The 20,917-nt window shown below is 50.6% G+C and carries 20 protein-coding genes; 7 read left to right on the top strand and 13 right to left on the bottom strand.

Translation table 11 applies throughout. The features are described 5' to 3' along the window. Nucleotide 1: 1 nt before the first annotated feature. From DESTI_RS17960 to DESTI_RS29105, 11 genes are all read right to left on the bottom strand, one after another. Entirely contained in the window at nucleotides 2–673 is a 672-nt protein-coding gene (locus tag DESTI_RS17960; protein WP_014811385.1) for a type 1 glutamine amidotransferase, read from the bottom strand. Then, complete coding sequence (locus tag DESTI_RS17955; protein ID WP_014811384.1) at nucleotides 670–2,391, bottom strand: NAD+ synthase; 1,722 nt, start codon at nucleotides 2,389–2,391, stop codon at nucleotides 670–672. The genes DESTI_RS17960 and DESTI_RS17955 overlap by 4 nt, the downstream gene beginning before the upstream one ends. Nucleotides 2,392–2,757: 366 nt before the next feature. Beyond that, a complete protein-coding gene (glnA, locus tag DESTI_RS17945; RefSeq protein ID WP_014811383.1) occupies nucleotides 2,758–4,170 on the bottom strand; it encodes a type I glutamate--ammonia ligase in 1,413 nt (470 codons plus the stop codon). A 246-nt stretch (nucleotides 4,171–4,416) separates the two neighbouring features. Next, nucleotides 4,417–4,755 carry a P-II family nitrogen regulator gene (locus DESTI_RS17940; RefSeq protein WP_014811382.1) on the bottom strand — a complete coding sequence of 113 codons (339 nt, stop codon included), beginning with the start codon at nucleotides 4,753–4,755 and terminating at the stop codon, nucleotides 4,417–4,419. Nucleotides 4,756–4,843: 88 nt separating this feature from the next. Beyond that, nucleotides 4,844–6,055 (bottom strand): ammonium transporter, encoded by a 1,212-nt coding sequence (locus tag DESTI_RS17935; RefSeq protein ID WP_014811381.1) that lies wholly within the window; start codon nucleotides 6,053–6,055, stop codon nucleotides 4,844–4,846. A 372-nt stretch (nucleotides 6,056–6,427) separates the two neighbouring features. Continuing rightward, nucleotides 6,428–6,766, bottom strand: a complete 339-nt coding sequence (locus DESTI_RS17930) for a P-II family nitrogen regulator (RefSeq protein WP_014811380.1) — start codon at nucleotides 6,764–6,766, stop codon at nucleotides 6,428–6,430. Between the two features lie 78 nt (nucleotides 6,767–6,844). Further along, nucleotides 6,845–8,062: an ammonium transporter gene (locus DESTI_RS17925; RefSeq protein WP_014811379.1), complete on the bottom strand. Its 1,218-nt coding sequence runs from the start codon at nucleotides 8,060–8,062 to the stop codon at nucleotides 6,845–6,847. Between the two features lie 267 nt (nucleotides 8,063–8,329). Next, nucleotides 8,330–9,895 (bottom strand): nif-specific transcriptional activator NifA, encoded by a 1,566-nt coding sequence (gene nifA, locus DESTI_RS17920; RefSeq protein ID WP_014811378.1) that lies wholly within the window; start codon nucleotides 9,893–9,895, stop codon nucleotides 8,330–8,332. A gap of 231 nt (nucleotides 9,896–10,126) precedes the next feature. After that, the gene (gene ahbA, locus DESTI_RS17915) at nucleotides 10,127–10,570 is read right to left on the bottom strand and encodes a siroheme decarboxylase subunit alpha (RefSeq protein WP_014811377.1); all 444 of its coding nucleotides are present in this window, start codon (nucleotides 10,568–10,570) and stop codon (nucleotides 10,127–10,129) included. Nucleotides 10,571–10,591: 21 nt separating this feature from the next. After that, a complete protein-coding gene (locus DESTI_RS17910; RefSeq protein ID WP_014811376.1) occupies nucleotides 10,592–11,638 on the bottom strand; it encodes a rod shape-determining protein in 1,047 nt (348 codons plus the stop codon). Between the two features lie 34 nt (nucleotides 11,639–11,672). Continuing rightward, a complete protein-coding gene (locus tag DESTI_RS29105) occupies nucleotides 11,673–13,106 on the bottom strand; it encodes a diadenylate cyclase (protein ID WP_014811375.1) in 1,434 nt (477 codons plus the stop codon). Between the two features lie 504 nt (nucleotides 13,107–13,610). Here DESTI_RS29105 and DESTI_RS17900 point away from each other — a divergent pair. Continuing rightward, the gene (locus DESTI_RS17900) at nucleotides 13,611–14,420 is read left to right on the top strand and encodes a (Fe-S)-binding protein (protein ID WP_014811374.1); all 810 of its coding nucleotides are present in this window, start codon (nucleotides 13,611–13,613) and stop codon (nucleotides 14,418–14,420) included. A gap of 128 nt (nucleotides 14,421–14,548) precedes the next feature. After that, complete coding sequence (locus DESTI_RS17895; RefSeq protein WP_014811373.1) at nucleotides 14,549–14,782, top strand: hypothetical protein; 234 nt, start codon at nucleotides 14,549–14,551, stop codon at nucleotides 14,780–14,782. Nucleotides 14,783–15,132: 350 nt separating this feature from the next. Here the strand turns inward: DESTI_RS17895 and DESTI_RS17890 are convergent, their stop codons facing one another. After that, entirely contained in the window at nucleotides 15,133–16,161 is a 1,029-nt protein-coding gene (locus DESTI_RS17890; RefSeq protein WP_014811372.1) for an ABC transporter ATP-binding protein, read from the bottom strand. A gap of 231 nt (nucleotides 16,162–16,392) precedes the next feature. Between DESTI_RS17890 and DESTI_RS17885 the strand changes: the two genes are divergently transcribed. From DESTI_RS17885 to DESTI_RS17865, 5 genes are all read left to right on the top strand, one after another. After that, nucleotides 16,393–17,271 carry a PrsW family glutamic-type intramembrane protease gene (locus tag DESTI_RS17885; RefSeq protein ID WP_014811371.1) on the top strand — a complete coding sequence of 293 codons (879 nt, stop codon included), beginning with the start codon at nucleotides 16,393–16,395 and terminating at the stop codon, nucleotides 17,269–17,271. 203 nt (nucleotides 17,272–17,474) lie between these two features. Then, nucleotides 17,475–17,690 (top strand): hypothetical protein, encoded by a 216-nt coding sequence (locus DESTI_RS17880; RefSeq protein WP_157212196.1) that lies wholly within the window; start codon nucleotides 17,475–17,477, stop codon nucleotides 17,688–17,690. Between the two features lie 563 nt (nucleotides 17,691–18,253). Then, nucleotides 18,254–18,670, top strand: a complete 417-nt coding sequence (gene speD, locus DESTI_RS17875) for an adenosylmethionine decarboxylase (protein ID WP_014811369.1) — start codon at nucleotides 18,254–18,256, stop codon at nucleotides 18,668–18,670. Further along, nucleotides 18,618–19,133, top strand: a complete 516-nt coding sequence (gene mog, locus DESTI_RS17870; RefSeq protein WP_014811368.1) for a molybdopterin adenylyltransferase — start codon at nucleotides 18,618–18,620, stop codon at nucleotides 19,131–19,133. The genes speD and mog overlap by 53 nt, the downstream gene beginning before the upstream one ends. A gap of 1 nt (nucleotide 19,134) precedes the next feature. Beyond that, nucleotides 19,135–19,629, top strand: a complete 495-nt coding sequence (locus DESTI_RS17865; protein WP_014811367.1) for a DciA family protein — start codon at nucleotides 19,135–19,137, stop codon at nucleotides 19,627–19,629. A 534-nt stretch (nucleotides 19,630–20,163) separates the two neighbouring features. Here the strand turns inward: DESTI_RS17865 and DESTI_RS17860 are convergent. After that, nucleotides 20,164–20,763 carry a hypothetical protein gene (locus tag DESTI_RS17860; protein WP_014811366.1) on the bottom strand — a complete coding sequence of 200 codons (600 nt, stop codon included), beginning with the start codon at nucleotides 20,761–20,763 and terminating at the stop codon, nucleotides 20,164–20,166. Nucleotides 20,764–20,917: the final 154 nt, after the last annotated feature.

Below are 20,917 nucleotides of genomic sequence, written 5' to 3'. Positions count from 1 at the left end.
ATTATCGCACATTCCTAACAAAATTATCAAATATGCTTTCTGCACATTTCGAGAATTCCGATTTCACCTGGTCGAAACGAGTCAGTATGGTTTGCAGCTCTGGTGAATCCGAAAACCAGTCCGAAAGCATTTCTCTTGTGATTTCAACGTGAAACTGCAATCCGTACGCGTTCTTGTACCGAAAAGCCTGGTGCGGGCAATCCGAAGATTGTGCCAGGAGCAACCCGTTCTCGGGAATATGAAACATGTCCTCGTGCCACTGAAAAACTTCAAGAACTGAAGGAAGCCCCTGAAAAAACGCATCCTTCAATCCCTGATCCGTGAGTCGGATAGTGCACCAACCGACCTCTTTTTTCGGAGACTTGCACACTTCGGCTCCCTGCGCTTTGGCAATCATCTGGGCTCCAAGACAAATTCCAAGGACAGGTGTTCCCGCGTCTACGATATTTCGCAAGAAATCAGTCTCCGCTTTAAGGAACGGATATTTCTCCTCCTCGTAGACATTCATCGGACCGCCCAGAGAAATCACTGCCTTGTACCCGGTCGCATCGGCAGGCAGAATATCGCCGTTGTATACGTGTATAGTATCAAGCGTATCTCCCTGTGCCTGGAGATATGCGCCCAGGGAACCGGGGCCTTCGGATTCTATATGCTGTATGACCATATATTTCATGGTTTCTTCCTCACTCTGCTTCTCTTATAAGATAAATACCGATTTGTGATCGGAAGACGTCTGTCTTTTCCAAATGCCTTGGGAGTGATTTTGACTCCCGGTGGAGCCTGCCTGCGCTTGTACTCGTTGCAGTCCACCATGCGGACTATTTCCCACACAATTTCGGGATCGTAGTCATTTATCTCTTCAGGGTCTTTATCCTGTTCGATATATTCCTGGAGGATCGGGTCCAACACTGAATATGGCGGTAAGGAATCTTCATCCTTCTGATCCGGTCGAAGTTCCGCTGACGGGGCGCGGTCGATGATGGACTGAGGGATGAGAGAGCACCCTGCCTGCGCATTGATGTACTCGGCCAAATCGTACACAACGGTTTTGGGAACGTCCTTGATGACTGCAAAGCCTCCTGCCATATCTCCGTACAACGTGGAATAACCAACGGCAATCTCGCTTTTGTTCCCTGTGGTAAGCACGAGCCAACCGAATCGATTGGACAGAGCCATGAGGATATTCCCTCTGATCCGGGCCTGGATATTCTCAAACTCCACGCCGGGTTGGCCTTCGCAGAAAGGCTCGGCAAGAGCATGTACATACGATTCGAATATATCCCGAACAGGAACGGTGATAAGCTCGATTTCGAGATTTCGAGCCAGCGCAGCGGCATCCGAAAACGTCTCACCGGAAGTATACTGCGAAGGCATGGTTACGCCGACAACCCGGTCTCGACCCAGCGCGTCCACTGCTATGGCTGCGGTCAGAGCGGAATCGATCCCGCCGCTCAAACCGATTACCACCCTCTGGAAACCATTCTTTCGGACATAGTCTCGTGTCCCGAGAATAAGGGCCTGATAGATCTCCTCCACCCGGGTAAATTGAGGGGCGACAGTATTCTCCAGGGGAATTCGGTTAGTTCGAACGGCCGATTCAAGTTCCATGAAGGGAAGCTTAAGATTCCATGAAGGCAGCTCCGGAGAAACGTCGCTTGCATGAAAGTCCGTCACAAGCATGTCTTCCTTGAACCTTTGTGAAGAAGCCAGGACTTCACCCTTCGGCCCGACAACCATTGCTCCGCCGTCGAAGACCAACTCGTCTTGCCCCCCAAGAAGATTGTTGAAAAAAACCGTCGTATTTGTAGCTTTGGCGAACCTCTCCACGATGAATCGTCTGAGAGTCAGTTTTCCTGCATGAAAGGGAGATGCGGAAATACTAAGAACTGCGTGAGCCTTGTTGTTTCGGGCACAGGATTCCGTGATCGAATCGGGAATCCACAAATCTTCGCAAATGGTTACGGAAAAGCGGATCTGGTTCATAGAAAATATCAAGCAGCCTGAGCCCTGATGGAAATACCGCTTTTCGTCAAAAACGCCATAATTCGGCAGTTCGATCTTGTTGTAAATCCCCATCAATTTGCCGTCACATATAACCGCGGCTGCATTGAAGACTTTGTTATCTTCGAGGTGCGGAAAACCTACGATTGCGCAGATTCCCAGGCATCGAGGGATCAAATCCTGAAGCGCCGACCAGTTGTCTTTGATAAAACCCGCTCTGATAAGAAGATCTTCCGGGAGATACCCACAGAGAACGAGCTCCGGAAACGTAACGATGTCAGCCCCTCCCTCACGCGCTTTGTCAATCCATCGCGCAATCTTGTCCACGTTTCCGTTCAAGTCTCCGAGGGTGGGATTAATCTGTGCCTGAGCAATTCTCACGGTGTTCATGAGCGCCTCTCTATTTTCTTGACCGCAAAGAAAGTACGAGATTCATCTTATCCGTATCACAAAAAGATTCTATCATACTTGATCGGTTGCAGAAAAACCGGCTCGCACCGCGAGAGAGAAGGCAAAGAAAAGGTCGGGGAAACGCTTCCTAAAAAGAAGGGTTTCCCCGGCTTTTGCGTCTTTCACTGCGAATCCGCCGTATGCTGATTCTACAGGCGGACAGGGATTGTTATACCGATTCGCTTTTCTTCTCATAATCCGGCAGGCTGAAGATATCCTTCGCTCCGGACGACGCAAAGCCGTCTAATCACTCCGCTCGGAACACCTCAGCCTTAGCCAGCTTATATGCATAATTGCGAAATGGTATTAAATATCGAAATACAGAGCAAACTCGTACGGATGAGGTCTGGTTCTCACCGGGTTCACTTCGGATTCGATTTTGTATTCAAGCCATTTGTCTATTGCATCCTGAGTGAACACGTCGCCTTTGAGCAGGAACTCGTGATCTGCCTCAAGCGCTTTCAATGCTTCTTCCAGGCTGCCCGGAGTAGAAGGAACATCCTTCAATTCTTCGGGAGACATGGCGTAAATGTCCTTATCCAGGGGCTGGCCCGGATCCAGTTTGTTTTCGATTCCATCCAGAGCTGCCATCAGGAGGGCGCTGAATGCAAGATAGCCGTTGCATGAAGGATCCGGAGTGCGGTACTCGATTCTTTTGGCTTTGGGAGACGCACTGTACATAGGAATACGGCAGCATGCCGATCTGTTCCTGGAAGAGTAGGCCAGGTTCACGGGTGCTTCGAAGCCGGGCACGAGGCGCTTGTATGAGTTCGTGGTGGGATTGCAGATCCCGCACAATGCAGGCGCGTGTTTCAGGATTCCGCCGATCGCCCACAGTGCCATTTGGGAAAGTCCCGCGTACTTGTCACCTGCGAAGAGAGGACTGCCGTCTTTCCAAATGCTCAAGTGCGTATGCATTCCCGAACCGTTGTCTTCAAAAAGCGGTTTCGGCATGAAGGTAACGGTTTTGCAGTGCTGTTTGGCAACGTTTTTCAGCACGTATTTGAACCACATGAGCTGGTCGCCCATCTTTACGAGCGGAGCGAACTTCATGTCGATTTCGCTCTGGCCTGCGGTAGCGACTTCGTGATGCTGTGCTTCGATAATGATTCCCAATTTTTCCAGGGTTAACACCATCTCGGTCCTGATGTCCTGAAGGGAATCGGAAGGAGATACAGGAAAATAGCCTTCCTTGTGGCGAGGCTTGTATCCGAGGTTTGGTCCCTCATCCCTACCGGTGTTCCAGATACCTTCGATGGAATCGACGAAATGAAAACTGGTATTGGACGAATAGCTATATCTCACATCGTCGAAAATGAAGAACTCTGCTTCAGGCCCGAAAAATGCGGTGTCTCCGATTTTGGTGTATTTCAGATAAGCTTCGGCTTTCTGGGCTATGTTCCTGGGATCTCTTGAATATCGTTCCATGGTGACCGGATCGACGATATTGCAGATCAGCGACAGGGTAGGGTGCTCCATGAACGGGTCCATGATTGCAGTCGCAGGATCCGGAATTACTAACATGTCTGAAGCGTGAATCGGCTGCCAACCACGAATCGAGGAACCGTCAAAGCCGAAACCCGACTCAAATGAGTCTTCTTCCAGTTCATGAAGCGGAACACTGAAATGCTGCCACATTCCCGGGAAATCCATGAACTTGAGGTCAACCATGACCGCGCCGTTTTCTTTTGCAAACTCGAGTACCTCTTTGGGCTCCATGCCACTCTCCTTATGGTTACGTAAAGTTGTATGTCCTTTATGTGGAAAGGACGGGTTCAAGATTATCCGTCTGATCGACTTTCTAATCTTGGCATTCCAGGAAGTCTGAACGTGAATCCCGCACGGCCCGAGAACAGAATGGGTCAGACCGGGATCGGTCTATGCTCCGGGAGAAGACTTGCCTCTTTGATCCTATCCTTTCCTGGAGCAGGATTAGTTAAACGATTAAGGTAAAACTTGCGATACTTACAGTGCATCCTCATCCCGTTCGCCGGTTCGGATACGAACGACGGTTTCCACGGGTATTACGAAAATCTTGCCATCTCCAATACTACCGGTTCGAGCTGCGGCAATGACTTTCTCGATCACCTGATCGACCATCTCGGATTTTACGACCATTTCCATTTTGATCTTCGGGAGAAAGTCCACCAGATATTCAGCTCCCCGGTAGATCTCCTTATGGCCTTTCTGGCGCCCGAATCCTTTTACTTCGCTTATCGTCATGCCTTGCACGCCGATAGAACTCAGCGCTTCTTTTACGTCATCCAACTTGAACGGTTTTATAATTACTTCGATCTTCTTCATGTATTCCCCCTTTCTGATTCCGAATACGCTTCAGGATTGTTCGAGCCAATTTCTCATGCAAATCGAGAAAGCCGAATGCCGGAAGAAGCTAGAAATTGTACCCGACTTCTCCGTGTGCCGACGTATCCACTCCGGCATCTTCTTCTTCTTGAGTCACGCGGAGCCCCAAGATAGCTTTTACCACATACAGGAGAATGAGGGTTACTATGAACGAATATGCGATCGTAACAGCTACTCCGATGAATTGAGTGACGAAAAGTCCCGGATTCCCGAAAAACAGGCCGTCACTTCCGGATTCGTTAATGAGCTTGGATGCAAAGAGTCCTGTGGCCAGCGTTCCCCAAACTCCTCCGACACCGTGGATTCCCACCACGTCCAGGGAATCGTCATATCCCAGCCGTTCTTTGGAAAGCACGGCCATGTAACAGATCACTCCAGCCACAAGACCGATAATCAACGCGGATCCCATGCCGACAAAGCCGGATGCCGGAGTAATCGAACCTAATCCTGCAACCGCACCTGAAGCGACGCCCAGGGTTGTCGGTTTATTCTTGAGAATCCATTCAGCGAATGCCCACGAGAGTGCCCCCGCTGCAGCAGCCAGATGCGTGGTCAAGAACGCGTTGCCCGCTACTCCATCTGCTGCGAGACGACTTCCTGCATTGAATCCGAACCATCCGAACCACAGCAATCCCACTCCAAGCAGAGTCAGAGTCAAGTTGTGGGGAATGAAAGCTCGACTGCCGTAGCCCTTCCGTTTGCCGACCACAATCGCCGCAACCAAGGCGGCAACACCGCAGTTCAAGTGAACCACGAGCCCTCCGGCAAAATCCAGAACTCCGAGTTTCTGAAGCCATCCTTCGCCCCACACCCAGTGACAAATGGGAGCATACACAAAGGTGAGCCAGAGCAAGCTGAATACTACAAACGAACTGAATTTCATGCGCTCGGCAAATGCACCGGAAATCAGCGCGGGCGTGATGATTGCGAACATACCCTGGAACGTCATGAACACGGTATGAGGAATGGTAAGGCCCTCCTTAACGGCGGCGGTCACGCCCGCACCCATGAAGTGGCTGAGATTACCGATCACACCGCCTACATCCGGTCCGAAGGACAAACTGTACACATACACGACCCATGCCACCGAGGCCAAACCCATGAGAAAAAAACTGTGCATCATCGTTGACAGAACGTTTTTCGAGTTGGTGAGTCCTCCGTAAAAGATCGCCAAACCCGGAGTCATCACCAGGACAAGCGCCGAACAGGCCATAACGAAAGCAGTGTTTGCACCATCCATCTTGTTTTTCCATTCCCTCCAAGTTCGTGCAGGGCTTGGGAACGTTACGGGTGCCGGCTTGTCCCCGAAAACTTCTTTCACCCCAGACCAAGAGGTCTCAAATGGACCTCACGTCTCCGGGGACTCCAAGCAAGCATTATGCCAGCAGGCCAATTGGTGCAATCGTATTTGTAATGACCTGGAATAAGGGGGAATCTAAAATGAGTACCCCTGAATGTTGACTCGGGACTGTACAAGAAAGTTACATAAATGTAAGTTTTGGGAGTTCCAAGTTACACTTTCGTACGGCCACTCTCGCTGTCTCATTCGTGCTCCAGGGCGTGCTCTTGAGAAACACGCCCCCCGGATTGCATTGCATCTTGAACAAAATGGTTACACTGCGTCTGCATCTCTTTCGCCAGTTCGGATTCGCACAACCGTTTCCACGGGCATTACAAAGATCTTGCCGTCTCCTATGGTCCCGGTGCGGGCAGCCGCAATTACTTTTTCGATTACCTGGTCCACCATTTCAGTGGCAACCACCATTTCCATTTTGATTTTGGGGAGGAAATCCACCAGATATTCGGCTCCTCGGTAGATCTCCTTGTGGCCTTTTTGACGTCCGAACCCTTTGACTTCGGTCACGGTCATACCCTGAACGCCTATAGCGCTGAGAGCCTCTTTCACGTCATCCAGTTTGAACGGTTTGATTATGACTTCCACTTTTTTCATTCTGGTCCCCTTTTTCCCTCTCCGGCCCGCGATCGGGTCACCGGAATATATTGAGCGTTTCCCTCAAGCAGCCCTGGATTAGAGGGTGTAGCCTGCCTCACCATGGGCGGAAAGATCTACGCCGGATACTTCTTCTTCTTCGGTAACTCGCAGTCCTATCACAGCTTTAATGATGTAAAGAATGATCAAGCTCACCACGAATGAATAGATGATGGTTACGCCGACAGCCAGCAACTGGGTTCCCAATTGTCCGGCATTCCCGAAGAAAAGGCCGTCATTGCCCGCAGCATTGATCGCTTTGGATGCGAAGAGCCCGGTAGCCAACGCTCCCCAGATCCCGCCGACCGCATGTACGCCAACCACGTCGAGAGAATCGTCATATCCCAGAGGACCCTTGGCCAAAACAGCCAGGTAACACACCACACCTGCAACAGCTCCAATGATTACCGAAGAGACCGGGCCCACGTAGCCGGCAGCGGGGGTAATTGCTACGAGCCCTGCCACCGCACCTGATGCCACACCCAGCGTGGTCGGTTTTCCTTTGAGTATCCATTCTGCAAAGACCCAGGAAAGGGCTGCTGCAGCAGTGGCCATGTGAGTGACTACAAAAGCCATGGCGGCCGTTCCGTCTGCCTTCAGGGCACTTCCTGCATTAAAACCGAACCAACCGAACCAGAGAAGACCCGCTCCCAGTAATGTGAGGGTAAGATTGTGCGGAATCATGGGGACGGTGCCGTAGCCTTTACGTTTCCCAAGGACGATGCAGCAGGCTAGACCTGCGACTCCAGCATTGATGTGGACAACGGTGCCTCCGGCGAAATCCAGCGCACCCAATTTAAGAAGCCATCCGTCAGGACCCCACACCCAGTGGGCAACAGGACAATACACGACGGTAATCCAGAGAAGCATGAAAACAGCGAAGGCACTGAACTTCATACGTTCTGCAAAAGCACCGGAAATAAGAGCCGGAGTGATTACCGCGAACATGCACTGGAATATCATGAACGTCGATCCTGTAATGGTCTGATCGGGCCAGACTTCCGCGCCTATTCCTTCAAGAGCGAAATATTGCAGGCTTCCCAATATTCCTCCGCCAATATCAGTTCCGAAGGCCAAGCTGAAGCCGTAGAAGAGCCAGATTATCGAAGCCAGTCCCATCAGGAAAAAACTGTGCATCATGGTGGACAGCACGTTCTTGGATCTGGTCAATCCACCGTAAAACATGGCCAGACCTGGTGTCATAAGAAGCACCAGAGCGGATGCCACCAAAACCCATGCGTTGTCTGCGGGATTCATGTCAAGTCACCTCCAAATATTCTTTGCGTGCTTAAGCCGTCGCGTATCCGATCTGAATGTGGTGAGCGCTCACGGGGAACTTAATCAGAGCATTCGAAGCGGCAGCTTTGTCTTGGGAGGCAAAGAGCAATAGAGATGCCAAAAATGAAAAGTTGTCGTGGAAGAGCTAAGTGCTTGAAATAATACATAGGAAGTGCGCCGATCAAATACGGCTGACCGACGCACAGGGTGAAGAAGCTACTATTTGGTAGGGAAACTGGGTGACCGCTACGCAGAGGTACGAAAACGTCGCGGATTTATCCCGTGCTTCCGGACTCGCAATCCCATGATCCGTTCCGTTATGCCGAGCGCACGGGCAGCTTTCGCCTTATTACCGCGTGCTGCTTTCAGCGCGTCCAGGATCAGATCGCGCTCGATATTCTCAAGAGTTCCATCGAGAGTGCCGCTGTGGATTGTATCACTGGCTTCCGCGGTCTGGAGTGTCGGGGGCAGGTGATGTCCGTGAATTACGTGATCGCTGCTGAGCAGAACTGCCCGTTCCATGCAGTTTTCCAGCTCACGCACGTTTCCCGGCCAGTGATAGCTCATGAGCATATCGATTGCCGGCGTGGAAATGCGTCTGATGGTCTTATGATTGGCTTTGCTGTATTTCTCGACAAAGTGGTCGGCAAGCAGTGGAATGTCTGTTTTGCGTTCCCGAAGGGGGGGAACATGAATGGGAAACACATTCAACCGATAGTAGAGATCCTGGCGGAACTGGCCTTCAGCTATGAGCTGTTCCAGGTCCCGGTTGGTTGCGGTGATCACGCGAACATCCACCTTGATAGTGGCGGAGCCGCCGACGCGTTCGAATTCCTTTTCCTGGAGAACGCGCAACAATTTAATTTGTGTAGTGGGAGAAAGATCTCCGATTTCGTCGAGAAAGATGGTCCCACTGTGAGCAAGTTCAAATCGGCCTTTTCTCGTGGCAATGGCGCCCGTGAACGCTCCTTTTTCGTGACCGAACAGCTCGCTTTCCACAACGCTTTCCGGCAGCGCGCCGCAGTTTACCTTTATGAAAGGTTTGGTGGAGCGCAGACTGTTAAAATGTATTGCATGGGCAACGAGTTCTTTGCCTGTACCGCTTTCTCCTCGAATCAGGACTGTTGTGTCGCTTTTGGAGACCTGAGCCATGAGGTCGTACACCATGCGCATGGCTTTTGAGTTCCCGACGATATTCGACGGGCGAAACCGTTCTTTCAATTCATGTTGCAAGCGTTCGTTTTCTTCCAGTAATCGATGGCGTTCCTCCTGCGCGGACTGCCGCAAACGCACTGCCTGGGCTATCATGGAGGCGATGATGGAAAGCAGCCTGACATCTTCTTCCAGTGCCACTTCTGCATCGAAGAGACGGTCTGCGCTCAAGGTGCCTACAACTTCGTTTTCTATTTTGATGGGCACGCAGAGAAATGAAATATCTTCTTTTTTCATTCCCTTGCGGGCTCCGGTTCTATCCAGAAAGAGTGGCTCGTCAGAAATATGAGGAACGACCGCGGGGGTTCCGGTCTTTACTACTTGACCGATTACCCCTTCTCCAGGCCTGTATCGCCCCCGGATTTTCTGGCTTTCAGAAAGACCGTGTGCGGCCTCTATAAAGATTTCTCCGGATTGTCGATTGAGCAGGGTGAGAGTCCCTCGCAACATTCCCATATGTTTGGCTATAAGCTCCAAGACCGGACCGACGACATCCCTCAGATCCAGGCTGCGGTCCAGGGTATGACTGATTTCAAATAGCAGCAGAAGCTCCTGAACTTCTCTCTTTATTTTTGGATCGCCGTTATTATGATTCTCCATGGTTTCCCCACGTACACAAAGTATATCCCTTACGAAACGGCAAATCTTACCAAATTGTATGACGCGTGTCAAAAGGGGATTATTGTTCCTGCAGAATACCGTGTGAATTTGTAACGTGATGATAATAAATCACAAAATATCCCACTGCGAGGTATCGTAAGAATTACTTGTAATCAATAGCTCGAGTTTAGTTTTAATAATAGTTTCATGTCCTGCTTTTTCGGTTGGAGGCTAAAACTTGAAATCAACTCGAATTTTGAAGATTCTGCGGGCGGGCAATTCGAGAATGGGTACGCCGGTGGAATCGGAGAGTTCTTGTATTGTACGTTCCTTTTCTGCAAGGGAAGGAGAAATCAGAGTAAACCAGACGTTATATTTGTGTTTCCGTTCGTAATTGTGAGTCACTCCGGGGCAGGCATTTACGGTTTGCACAAAGAAATCGAATTTATCCTGAGGCACCTTCGCCGCCAGCAACGTGCTTACGTACCCTACTCTGCGGGAATTGATCGATGCTCCCATCCGCCGGATTATCCCTTCGTTTCTCAAGGATGCTATGCGGTTCAGGACTTCTTCCTCGGTCATTTCCAGTTTTTCGCCGAGCACTCGGTACGGATGCGGTTCAACGGGAAATTCCGCTTGTATAAGGTTAAGCAGTTCCTTGTCTCGTTCGTCCATGAGCGAAATGACCCCTCTTTTTCAACTCAGAAAGATACGTTCCCATCGGGGAAGATTCTCGATAGCCATGCCGCAGCCCCGAACTACGGTAGTGAGTGGATCGTCAGCAGTATAGGCCCGAATTCCCGTCATTTTGTGAATGAGAGAATCCAATCCGGAAAGGAGTGCTCCTCCTCCGGACAATATCAGCCCTCTTTCTTTTACATCCGCCAGGAGAGCGGGTGGAGCGTTTTCCAAAGCTCTGCGAATCGTCTCGAGAATAATGTCCACCGGTTCTTCCAGGGCTTCGGCAACATGTGACGAGGTCACCTCAACCGTCCGAGGGCCGCCTTTGCCGACTTCCTTTCCCGTGATGGACATCTTCTTCTCGTTTCCATGACGCCATGCAGACCCAACGCGAATCTTTATCTCTTCTGCAAGTTCGGGAGTGATCTCGACCCGCATGGTTCGCTGAAGATAGCGCAGAATGGCATCATCCATTTCATCGCCTGCGACCCTGATAGACTCACAATACGTGGTGGCAGAAAGGGAGATTATTGCCACTTCAGTGGTTCCACCTCCGATATCCACAACCATGTTGCCCACTGGCATGTCCACATCCAATCCGGCTCCTAAAGCCGTGGCCATGGGTTCTTCCAACAGAAAGATCTGCTTTGCCCCAGCCTGGTAAGCCGAATCTCTTACTGCCCTTTTCTCTACCTGGGTGATCCCTGAGGGTACGCCGATAACGACTCTCGGGTTAATCCAAAGCCTCGGGGTGAACGCTTTTTCCAGAAACCCCCGGATCATAGCCATTGCTGCATCGAAATCTGCAATGACTCCATCTTTCAAAGGTCTCTCAGCTCGTAGATGGGCTGGTGTTCTTCCGAGAAACTGCCGAGCGGTCCTTCCTATTGCCGCAACCTTCTTCGTGTTTACTTCAAGGGCTACAACAGACGGTTCGTTAACGATAATTCCCTTACCTTTAACGTAGATGAGCGTGTTGGCCGTTCCGAGATCCATGGCCAAATCCACTCTCAAGCCGTCAGCAATCCCCAACAGGTCTAAAATTCTTGCAAAAATACTCATAACTGGTCAGGCCGCAAGGAGAGAAGTTGGACGTTTATTTTTCGGCTTCAATACTTACGTTTATCTGGATGGGATCTATGGAATCGACTCTCAGACCATCCGGTTTGACGATCACCGGAACCAGGATGCGTCCTTTGGCATGCAATTCGACTGCATTGACCGGTTCCGTCGTGACGGAGGCGACCCGTCTCAAGTTTCCCTGAAGAGCCTTTACCATAACCTCAGGGGGAGTCACCACAACTTTCGTATTTTCAGCGAGTTTTCCCACAATCGTAGGCACAACGGTCATCTTTTTCGCTGATGCTGCCTCTATGTTCAAATACAAATCTGAAGGTCGTATTTGCGAGATGGTTATTCCGGGAGGAACCTGGATGCTCTTCTCGGTCAAGCGAAAACAGTTCAAACCCTGTACAACCGTGCTCAGATCGACAATTGCCCTGACCGAACCCGGGTTGAGGTTTGCAAGTCCCGCTTCGGACCCGCGGAGCCTCAGATCGATTCGATCCATCCATTGGCCGGTGATTTCCATGGCCGCCGGCAAATTCGTATATTGGATCGGGACTGACATGCCCACCTCGGACCGTTGAGGACCGACTACGATGAACCACAGGAAAAAAGCCACCCCCGCTGACAGCACCTTCATGCGCCAGTTCGAGAGTATGAGAGTCAGAACACCACGGCGGACAGGCTGTTCTGAATTGGATATACGCGCGAATCCTCGTTCCAGGGCGCTCCGGAATTCACCTTTCTTCTTGAAGTTCGTGATCTCGCGGTTTTCCACGACCGAGACCTCTCCCCGCTCTTCCGATACCACGACACAGAAGGCATCCGTCCTTTCAGTCAGTCCTACTGCTGCTCGATGACGAGTTCCATACGTGGACGCGAGGTCCTGGTCCTTTGAAAGGGGAAGAATACAACCCGCGGATTTGATCCTCCCGTTGCTGATGAGAACCGCTCCGTCATGGAGAGGTGAAGTCTTCTGAAAGATCATGACCAGCGCATCGGCTGAAACTACACCATCGATGAGCTTGCCGTGAATGATCACATCTCCCAGGCGGTTCCCACGCTGAAAAACAATGAGCGCTCCCAGCCTGAGTCGAATCAGCTCCGCCACTGCCGTGACCAATTCGTCGACAAGATCGGGCTGTATATCGTAGTTTTGCCGGCCGCGCAGATAACGAATCGGGGAAGCTCGATCCAGAATTTCGCGTATTTCTGGCTGAAAAACTATGACGAGCACGATAATGATTGCGGCCCAGAGATACTGGAAAATGACGGATGTGAGAATCAACCGGAACCAGGATGCCACAAGGTAGAATAATCCCAGCCCGAAAAGCGTTCCGAGGATTTCAAATGCCCGAGTTCCCTGCAGCCGTGATGCAATGAAATAGACGAGCGTCGCCATGATCCCGATATCGATGAAGTTCACGGCATTGAGGGTATAGAGGAGATCTTTTAGAGTCTGCATCTTGTCTCTGGCGTTTTTATCAGGGGCAGTGAATCAAATGGCCGCCGAAAAATAAATATCAGATACCAAAACCACATTTTCCCGTGTTTTGCAAGTTTCAGCAACCAGAGCTGTCATGCGTATCCAACAGTTTCGCAGATTTGCACTCCGTTGCACGCGCAATCACATGAATGCCGGACCTGTTGGGAGCTTCCGGGGATATCCACATTTTCTGTGGATAACTTGCCGGTAAGCCTGTTGATAACTTTCGAAGACCCGCCGTCCCAAGCCTTCACCAACAAAGTGCCCAAAGCTGGTGCAGACAAAAATCACTAAAAAAATCAACGGGCCTGCTAACTTCCTAATATTTCGATGATGTCAAGAATACCCGATGAGAAGCCGATGAAAAGTTATTAACACCTGTTGATAATTCCATTTTGATTTTTCCGGGTTTCGGTCTGGTTGAAGCGAATCTACTCCTGCACCCACTTGACTTGTCTCCCAGGACCGTGATTCATATCAGGTATGGCACAAATTCTGATCTTCCCCGATATGAGCGCTTTTGAAGCAGGTCTGCATGGTTTCGAGACCGAAGGCGTTGCTGTTGATGTACTTCCGGTCCCGGGATTTTGCTCCGGGATTGTCGCGGACAGCCTGGTGATTTCCGCTCCAGCCGAAAAAATACTGCAGACTTTAAGGAAACGAGAACTGAGTTTCAGCGGGTTAATTCCGTATGGACCTTCTCGGAGAGGGATTCCGCAGGGCGGTCCTCTGGACGATACCTGGAAAACAGTTCTCGGCGCGTTTCAAGTCGCTGCAGTGAAACCCAGCTCTACCGATCCGACAAGGCTGAGAGTCGAGTGTCTTTTTCAGAACAGACTGGACGACCTCATTCCCTATATGGCCAGGTTCATTCGAGGCGGAGCTTTTCATCCCGATAAACCCCTTTTGGCTTTTGAAGAGGAACACAGGCTTCTGTCGTTCAAAGGTCGCGAGTTGGTAATCTGCCGTGCAGATGACTTGCTGGACATACAGGTACTGGTCCGTTGCGCAATGGAGCTCGTGCTCCAGGCCTGGGACCGTAAAGATACGCTTGAACCTGAGACCAAGCCAAGGATAGGGATCGGGTCAGTGGAAATATTCAAACGGCTTCCCGGAACGAATTGCGGTGCCTGCGGTTACCGAAACTGCATGGAATTGGCTATGGAATTGCTCACATCGCGTTCCGATCCGAGTCGCTGCCCTGTTCTGGAGGAGAATCCGGAAAATCGCAAATCTTTGGAATGGCTTATGGAAGCCATTGGATTGCAGCAAACCTCGCATTCAGAAAAGTAAAACGAAATTATGCACTTGGCAAATCGATCCACCTGAAAGCCGGATGACCGTCGGAGAAGAAGAGCAAAACCAAGATGCCCAAAAAAGCCGCGATGGACTACAACGAAAGGACGTAGTGAATAAGGGTCATGCAGACAATTCTGATCGTACTTGCAGTCATCTACCTGGTCGTTGGATTTGTCATTTACCTCCTGACCATGCAGAAATCCGACGCACTGCAAAACACCATCGATAACCATTCGCCGGTCAATACCTACAGTTACACGCATAAATGGCTGTGGCTGCTGATCGTCTGCTTCTGGCCGGTCTGGTTATTCATGCACGAAAAGCTGCCGGACGAAGAGAAGAAGGGACCGTTCTGAAAGGACGAAAATTGTACCGCAGAGATGCAGAGAGGGTATCATCAGGGTTTGTCAAGTGCATCCGCGCAATAATCCATCTGTAAAAAAGGATCCCCAAACCTTCCTTCTTTGTTGCGAATCGGTATAAGAAGCCCCCACCGATTCTTCTATAACAGTTGCCAAAATTAGTGACCGATTGAATATTGGGAAGATTGGTGGGTGCCGTGCCTCCGTGCCGGCACATTTTCAATATGATCAATGATATCGATAGAATGGACCGGCAGGGACGCCGGCCCCTACCAATATCTTGTAATTCACACGAGGGATAAACGACAGAATCTTTGGCACTGACTATAAGATGCAAAAGGGTATTACACCGGGTCCTTCAGCAAAGGAAACGCAGGCGCTCGCACGTGACATGCCGCCATGTGACCGTCTCCGATGTCATGGAGCGGCGGAACGATTTCCTCGCAAACAGGAATTCTCAACCAGCATCGTGGATGAAAGCGGCATCCGGATGGCGGATCGATGGGACTGGGCACGTCTCCTTCGAGAATTATGCGACTTCGTTTCACCAGAGGATCCGGGATGGGCACTGCACTCATCAGTGCTTCCGTATAAGGATGGAGTGTGCGCTCGAAAATATCGCGTTTCGATCCGATTTCCACAATTTTTCCCAGGTACATAACAGCGACTCTGTCTGCAATGTGCTCTACGACGGATAAATCATGCGAGATGAAGAGGTATGTGAGTCCGTATTTCTCCTGCAGATCTTCCATCAAATTCAGCACTTGAGACCGAATAGAAACATCCAGAGCCGATACTGGTTCGTCTGCGATAATAAGGCTTGGATTCAATGCTAAGGCCCGTGCAATCCCGATTCGTTGTCGCTGGCCTCCTGAAAATTCGTGCGGATAACGCTGCAGGTATTCCGGTCTGAGTCCAACTTCTTCCACCAGCTCACGAATCCGGGCCCGTCTTTCTGCCGCATTTCCGACGCGATGGATTACGAGTGGCTCGGCAAGGATATTCTCTACCGTCATCCGAGGGTTCAGTGAAGAATAGGGGTCCTGAAAAATAATCTGCATTTTGCGCCGGAGCAATTTCATCTCCGACCGGCTGCGATGCGTTATGTCTTCGTTCTCGAAGAATATCCTCCCATGAGTAGGCTTGTCCAACCTGAGAATCAGCCGTCCCAGCGTTGATTTTCCGCATCCGGACTCTCCCACGAGCCCGAGAGTCTCCCCGGGACAAATTTCCAGATCCACTCCGTCAACAGCGTGAACATACTGTGCAGCCTGGGCGAATAGTCCTTTTGGCACAGGAAAGTATTTTTCCAATTCCTCCGTTTTGACGAGAGGTGCTCTTTGTGAACCGCAGACAGCGGAAGAAACAGACATGCAAAGCTCCGAAAATTTCTAAACGTACGAACACGACCGCAAGAGTCCCTACGGAGTAATACAGATATTCCTCAGTCCGGAAAATACGCGGTCGTTTGGAAACGCGTATCCCTGTTTGGCATTGTCGTATAAGTTGGGACCCGGACGCAAGACTTGGCCTGAGAGTGCTATCATGCTAATACGGTCCCGAAACGATTCAATTGAGGTGACATTCTGCAATTATTATTATCGTTGACCGGCCTGATTCCCGGTATCGCGTGGCTGCTCTATTTTCGCTGGAGATCCGGCCGTTTCGGCACTTCTTTCGATCATGTTTTGCGCGTCTTCATCTGGGGATGTTTTTGCACAATTCCCGCGGGGCTCATCGAGCACGTCACAGGGGCAATTCTTCAACAAGATACGTACTTGACATCCACAGCAGTGGGATTCTTGTTGATTGCGCCAATAGAAGAATTTTCCAAATTAGTCGCAGTATGGGCAGGGGTTTACCGCAGCCGCCATTTCACGAATCCTATGCACGGCCTTCTTTTTGCAGCCACTGCGGGATGCGCATTCGCCTCCGTAGAGAACGTCGTGTACATGGCTCTTCTCGGCCCTGAAGTATTTGTTCTGAGACTCGTGTACGCCACCCCTGCGCACATCATGTTTTCAGTAATGTGGGGATACTCTCTCGGATTGGCGCGTTTTCGGAAGGATGGTGAATTGGTTAAAGTGGGAGAAGGTTTGACAGCCTCAATTCTCCTGCATGGAATTTACAATGCCATTGTGGCTTACAATCCGTCCATAGCTGTAGTCTCTCTTGTTCCTCTCATGCTGTTTATGGGATGGCTGACAAGCCACCTGGTGAGCAGGTTACGAAACGGCTATCCCTACGAACCGCTGGGGGAAGGGGTGCTTGTCCTCTGTCCAAATTGTGCAGTATTGATATCCGAACAGGCGACTCAATGTTCTCGATGCGGCTTCAGAGTGCCCGGCTCGCTGCCTGATACTCCTCGCTTTTGCGCCAAATGTCGTGCACTCGTGGATTTAGAATATGATGTGTGCCCGACCTGCGGCTCGGTCCTGAAAATTGCGTCTGATGAAACCAACTTTGCGGGGCCCGGCATCTGATACCATTTCGCGATTATGCATATAAGATGGCGAAGGCTGAGGTGTTCTGGGCGAAGTGATTAGACAGCCTTGCGTCGTCCGGAGCGAAGGATACCTCAAGCCTGCCAGATTACAAAAACAAAAGCGAATCTGATGAGGTATTGCACATCTCAGCAGGTTGGAATACACTGATCTATTCTGATTGACATCGACGGTTAGAGAGTATGAGCACAACGAGTATGGTTATGGCAGGAATCGCTGGTATAGTGATTCTGTTTCTGGGAGTGACGCTGTTTCGGGCGCTGTTCAAAGGAGCCGCGGTGGAGCAGCATGCAGGTTCCGAAACCCACATTCATAAGGAATGCGCAATGTGCGGGTGGGAAGGAACGGTCAGCAAGTTTCACAAGAAGTGCTCGAATTGCGGATCGGAACTGTATTAGTTTTACCGGCTGTGCGGGAGATTTTCACAAGAAAATCAGCTCTGGCAGAACCGGGGAAAAAAAGAAAGAAAAACTGTAAAATTCAGGCTGTTCGCGGATCTTTTTTACTTGACAATAGACAGTAAAAAAAGACAAAAGAGAACGCTTATACATCATCAGGGGTTCACTCCCCAGGGACTGGAATATGAACCGGATTACATCTCACAACGCATGTTGGTGTGGGGAAGACCACTTCGCCGGTTACGCGTATTCCGTCTTTCCCATTACGACTCATTATCACAAAAAATCAGTGTGCGGAGGGGTTTACCTGAGCGGGGAAATCTTTGATTTCCTCCTCGTAAGATTAAGACCCTAGCCTCCGGGAGTGAGGAAGCGCGCTTCCACTCCTATTCATTTTTCCCTGTTCGGACTGACAATCTGAAGGGGATAACTGTATCGACAGATTCAGTACGGCGGAGGCTGTCCTTGTTTCCTTGGCTGCTTCGACAGTGCGGGTTACGGGCGGTATTTCTGTAACTATATACTTACGAGAGGCAACAGCCCACTCGGTACGGGGGATGACGATGAAAGCTTTAGGTATTCATCTTCTGATCGAGCTCTGGTCCTGTAACAGGCAAAAGATCGACAACCTTGATTACCTTGAAAAGATAATGGTTCAAGGCGCGGAGGTCGCTGGTGCGACTGTCCTGAGAACAGCATTTCAAGACTTTAATCCTCAGGGCGTCTCCGGCGTCGTGGTTATAGCGGAATCTCATTTAACCATCCACACATGGCCTGAACTCGGCTATGCGGCAGTGGACATCTTCACGTGCGGGGCCAAAGTGGATCCGTGGAAAGCGGCTGGATTCCTGAAGCAGGAATTGGAAGCAGAAGAGGCGCAGGTGCGCGATTTCCAGAGAGGAATACCGACCGCCCGAGACGAAGAACATGAAAGCTACGAAATCTTCGATAAAGCTGCGTGCGGGGATCCTCACCGTTAGCGATCGATCCTCACAAGGACTTCGAGAAGACACCTCGGGACCGGAATTGGAGCAAATCCTCCGGTCCCGAGGCTTTCAAACTGAGTGGACCGCAGTAGTTCCGGACGAGGAAAAATCCATACAGGAGATGCTTGTCACCTGGGCCGATCAGTACCAGGCCGATCTGATCCTGACAACCGGTGGCACGGGATTGTCGCCCAGGGATGTGACACCGGAAGCCACATCCGCAATTTGTCACCGCCTGGTGCCGGGCATGGCTGAAGCCATGCGTGCGGAAAGCCTCAAGAAAACACCTCATGCAATGATTTCCAGGGCAGTGGCAGGGGTCCGCGGCAGGACCCTGATTATCAATCTGCCCGGCAGTCCCCGCGGAGCCCGGGAAAACCTGGAAGTGGTGCTTCCCGCTCTCGAGCATGCAATATCCAAGCTCCAGGGCGACCCATCAGAGTGCGCGACACCGTAGAATGAAGCGAAATCGACTCAAAGAGCCTGTCAAGGCAGGTTCGGTTCTTGGTAAGCTGCTCTCGGAGTTTGGTCTGCAAAACGCGCTGTCCAAACATGCTCTCGTCAAGCTCTGGCCCAAGATCGTCGACGCTCCGATTGCCCGGCATGCGAAGGCTGAGCGGGTAGCCGGCTCTACACTTCATGTCATCGTTGATTCTTCAGTGTGGATGAATGAACTCTCAGCGGTGAAAACGGTTCTCATCGAAAAGCTGAATGAACATGTGAAGGGTAGGGAAGCAGCAATAACTGACATCCGTTTTCATCAGAGATCCTGGGCCAAACAGGAACCTCAAACGTCTTCCAATGCTCAACCGCAAGAGCTGACACCCGAGGATGTTCGCATGGTGAGAACTCTTCTGGAACCGGTAAGAGATGCCGGTGTGAAAGAAGTAATCAGGCGAATACTCGAAAAAGACGCCCTCCTGAAACGAACTACCCGGTCTGAAGAAAAGTAGGTCCTGCTCATGCAGTGATTCTCAAGAGTAATCGCGGATTATGTTCTTCGAGATTGGTAGTCACCCGTCTCCGTTCCAGTGGAAAATATGCGAATAGAGTGATTGTCAAAGACTCTGGTCTATCCCGCAATACAGCCTATTAGGCCAAACTGCACTCAAAATCCCCCCATTCTTCATAAGCGTTAAAACAAGGATCCGGCTCAGGGTGTGATGATCAAAGCGAACCTCATCGTTTTTGCCAAAGAGTCCGAATGGCTGTCATTGCGAGCGAAGCGAAGCAATCGCCTGAAATTAAGCGCCTGAGTACCAGGCGATTGTCCCGCGAGACGCGGGATCGCTGCGCTCCTCGCAATGACAAGGATTAGCTAGCTGCTGAATGGTGGATGCCTAGCTGTTCGCGAGCGTTTTTCATCAATATGGGTCGGCAGAGACGCCGACCTCCACCAAAAAGTTGAGAGTGGGTGCTTTTGTTTTAACGCCCATGCCCCCATTCCTCTCCTTTAACAAAGGGGGGAGAGACGATTCGAGCAAGCACTAATGTGAAGAATCTGATTGCCCATTCGTTTCCGGAATGAGAGAAGTAGACTCCTGCACGTCAGGTTCGGCCTTGCGGCGCATTGACTCACCCGAACTTCTGAGCCTTTCTCGCTTGGTATCGGACTGAAACTTTTTTTCGATAGCTGAAAGATCTTCATCAGGAATTCGTAGCATCCCAATGCCGATCGATCCACTTGCAAACGGCAGCAGAAGCCATATCCTGTCTTTGTCTCTTTTCCTCACAGGCAAGATCTGGAACCGATCGGGAAACCCCGGACCGCTAATGGCTATTCCTTCAGGAGTCAAATGCCAGTGTCCGTTCGTAGGTCGAAAGAAATTGACCATATGTATGGTGCCGTCTTCTCGTAATTTCATAAAGGCCTGAGTTTTAGACGGTTTTATCCGAGCCTTCTCTTTGTCCGCCAACCCCCATCGAAACAGATCCTCAGAGTACTTCCAGGTTCCGACAAGGAACTGCTCGGTTACGCTGTCCTCCATGCCGAAGAGAGCAGTTGAAGACAATGCGCTCTTATCGTCGGGTACGATGCCCGAAAGGAGTGGGATCAAAGACAATACCAGAATTTGAATGTTTAGCACGTTGACTCTCCAAAGAATTGCATGAGATTGTAGTGTATATCAAAGGGAGCTGACGAATTCTAGAGAGCAATCTCGATCGGGCGATTCTCTCCGGAAGCTTCCTGTATTTTCAATTTAATGGTGGTCAATCCACTGGAATAAGGTGCACGCTGTC

It is taken from the genome of Desulfomonile tiedjei DSM 6799 (assembly GCF_000266945.1).
In the GTDB taxonomy this organism is placed as follows: domain Bacteria; phylum Desulfobacterota; class Desulfomonilia; order Desulfomonilales; family Desulfomonilaceae; genus Desulfomonile; species Desulfomonile tiedjei.
The sequence above is the reverse complement of the archived record's forward strand: the minus strand, read 5'-3'. Positions and strand labels throughout refer to the sequence as shown.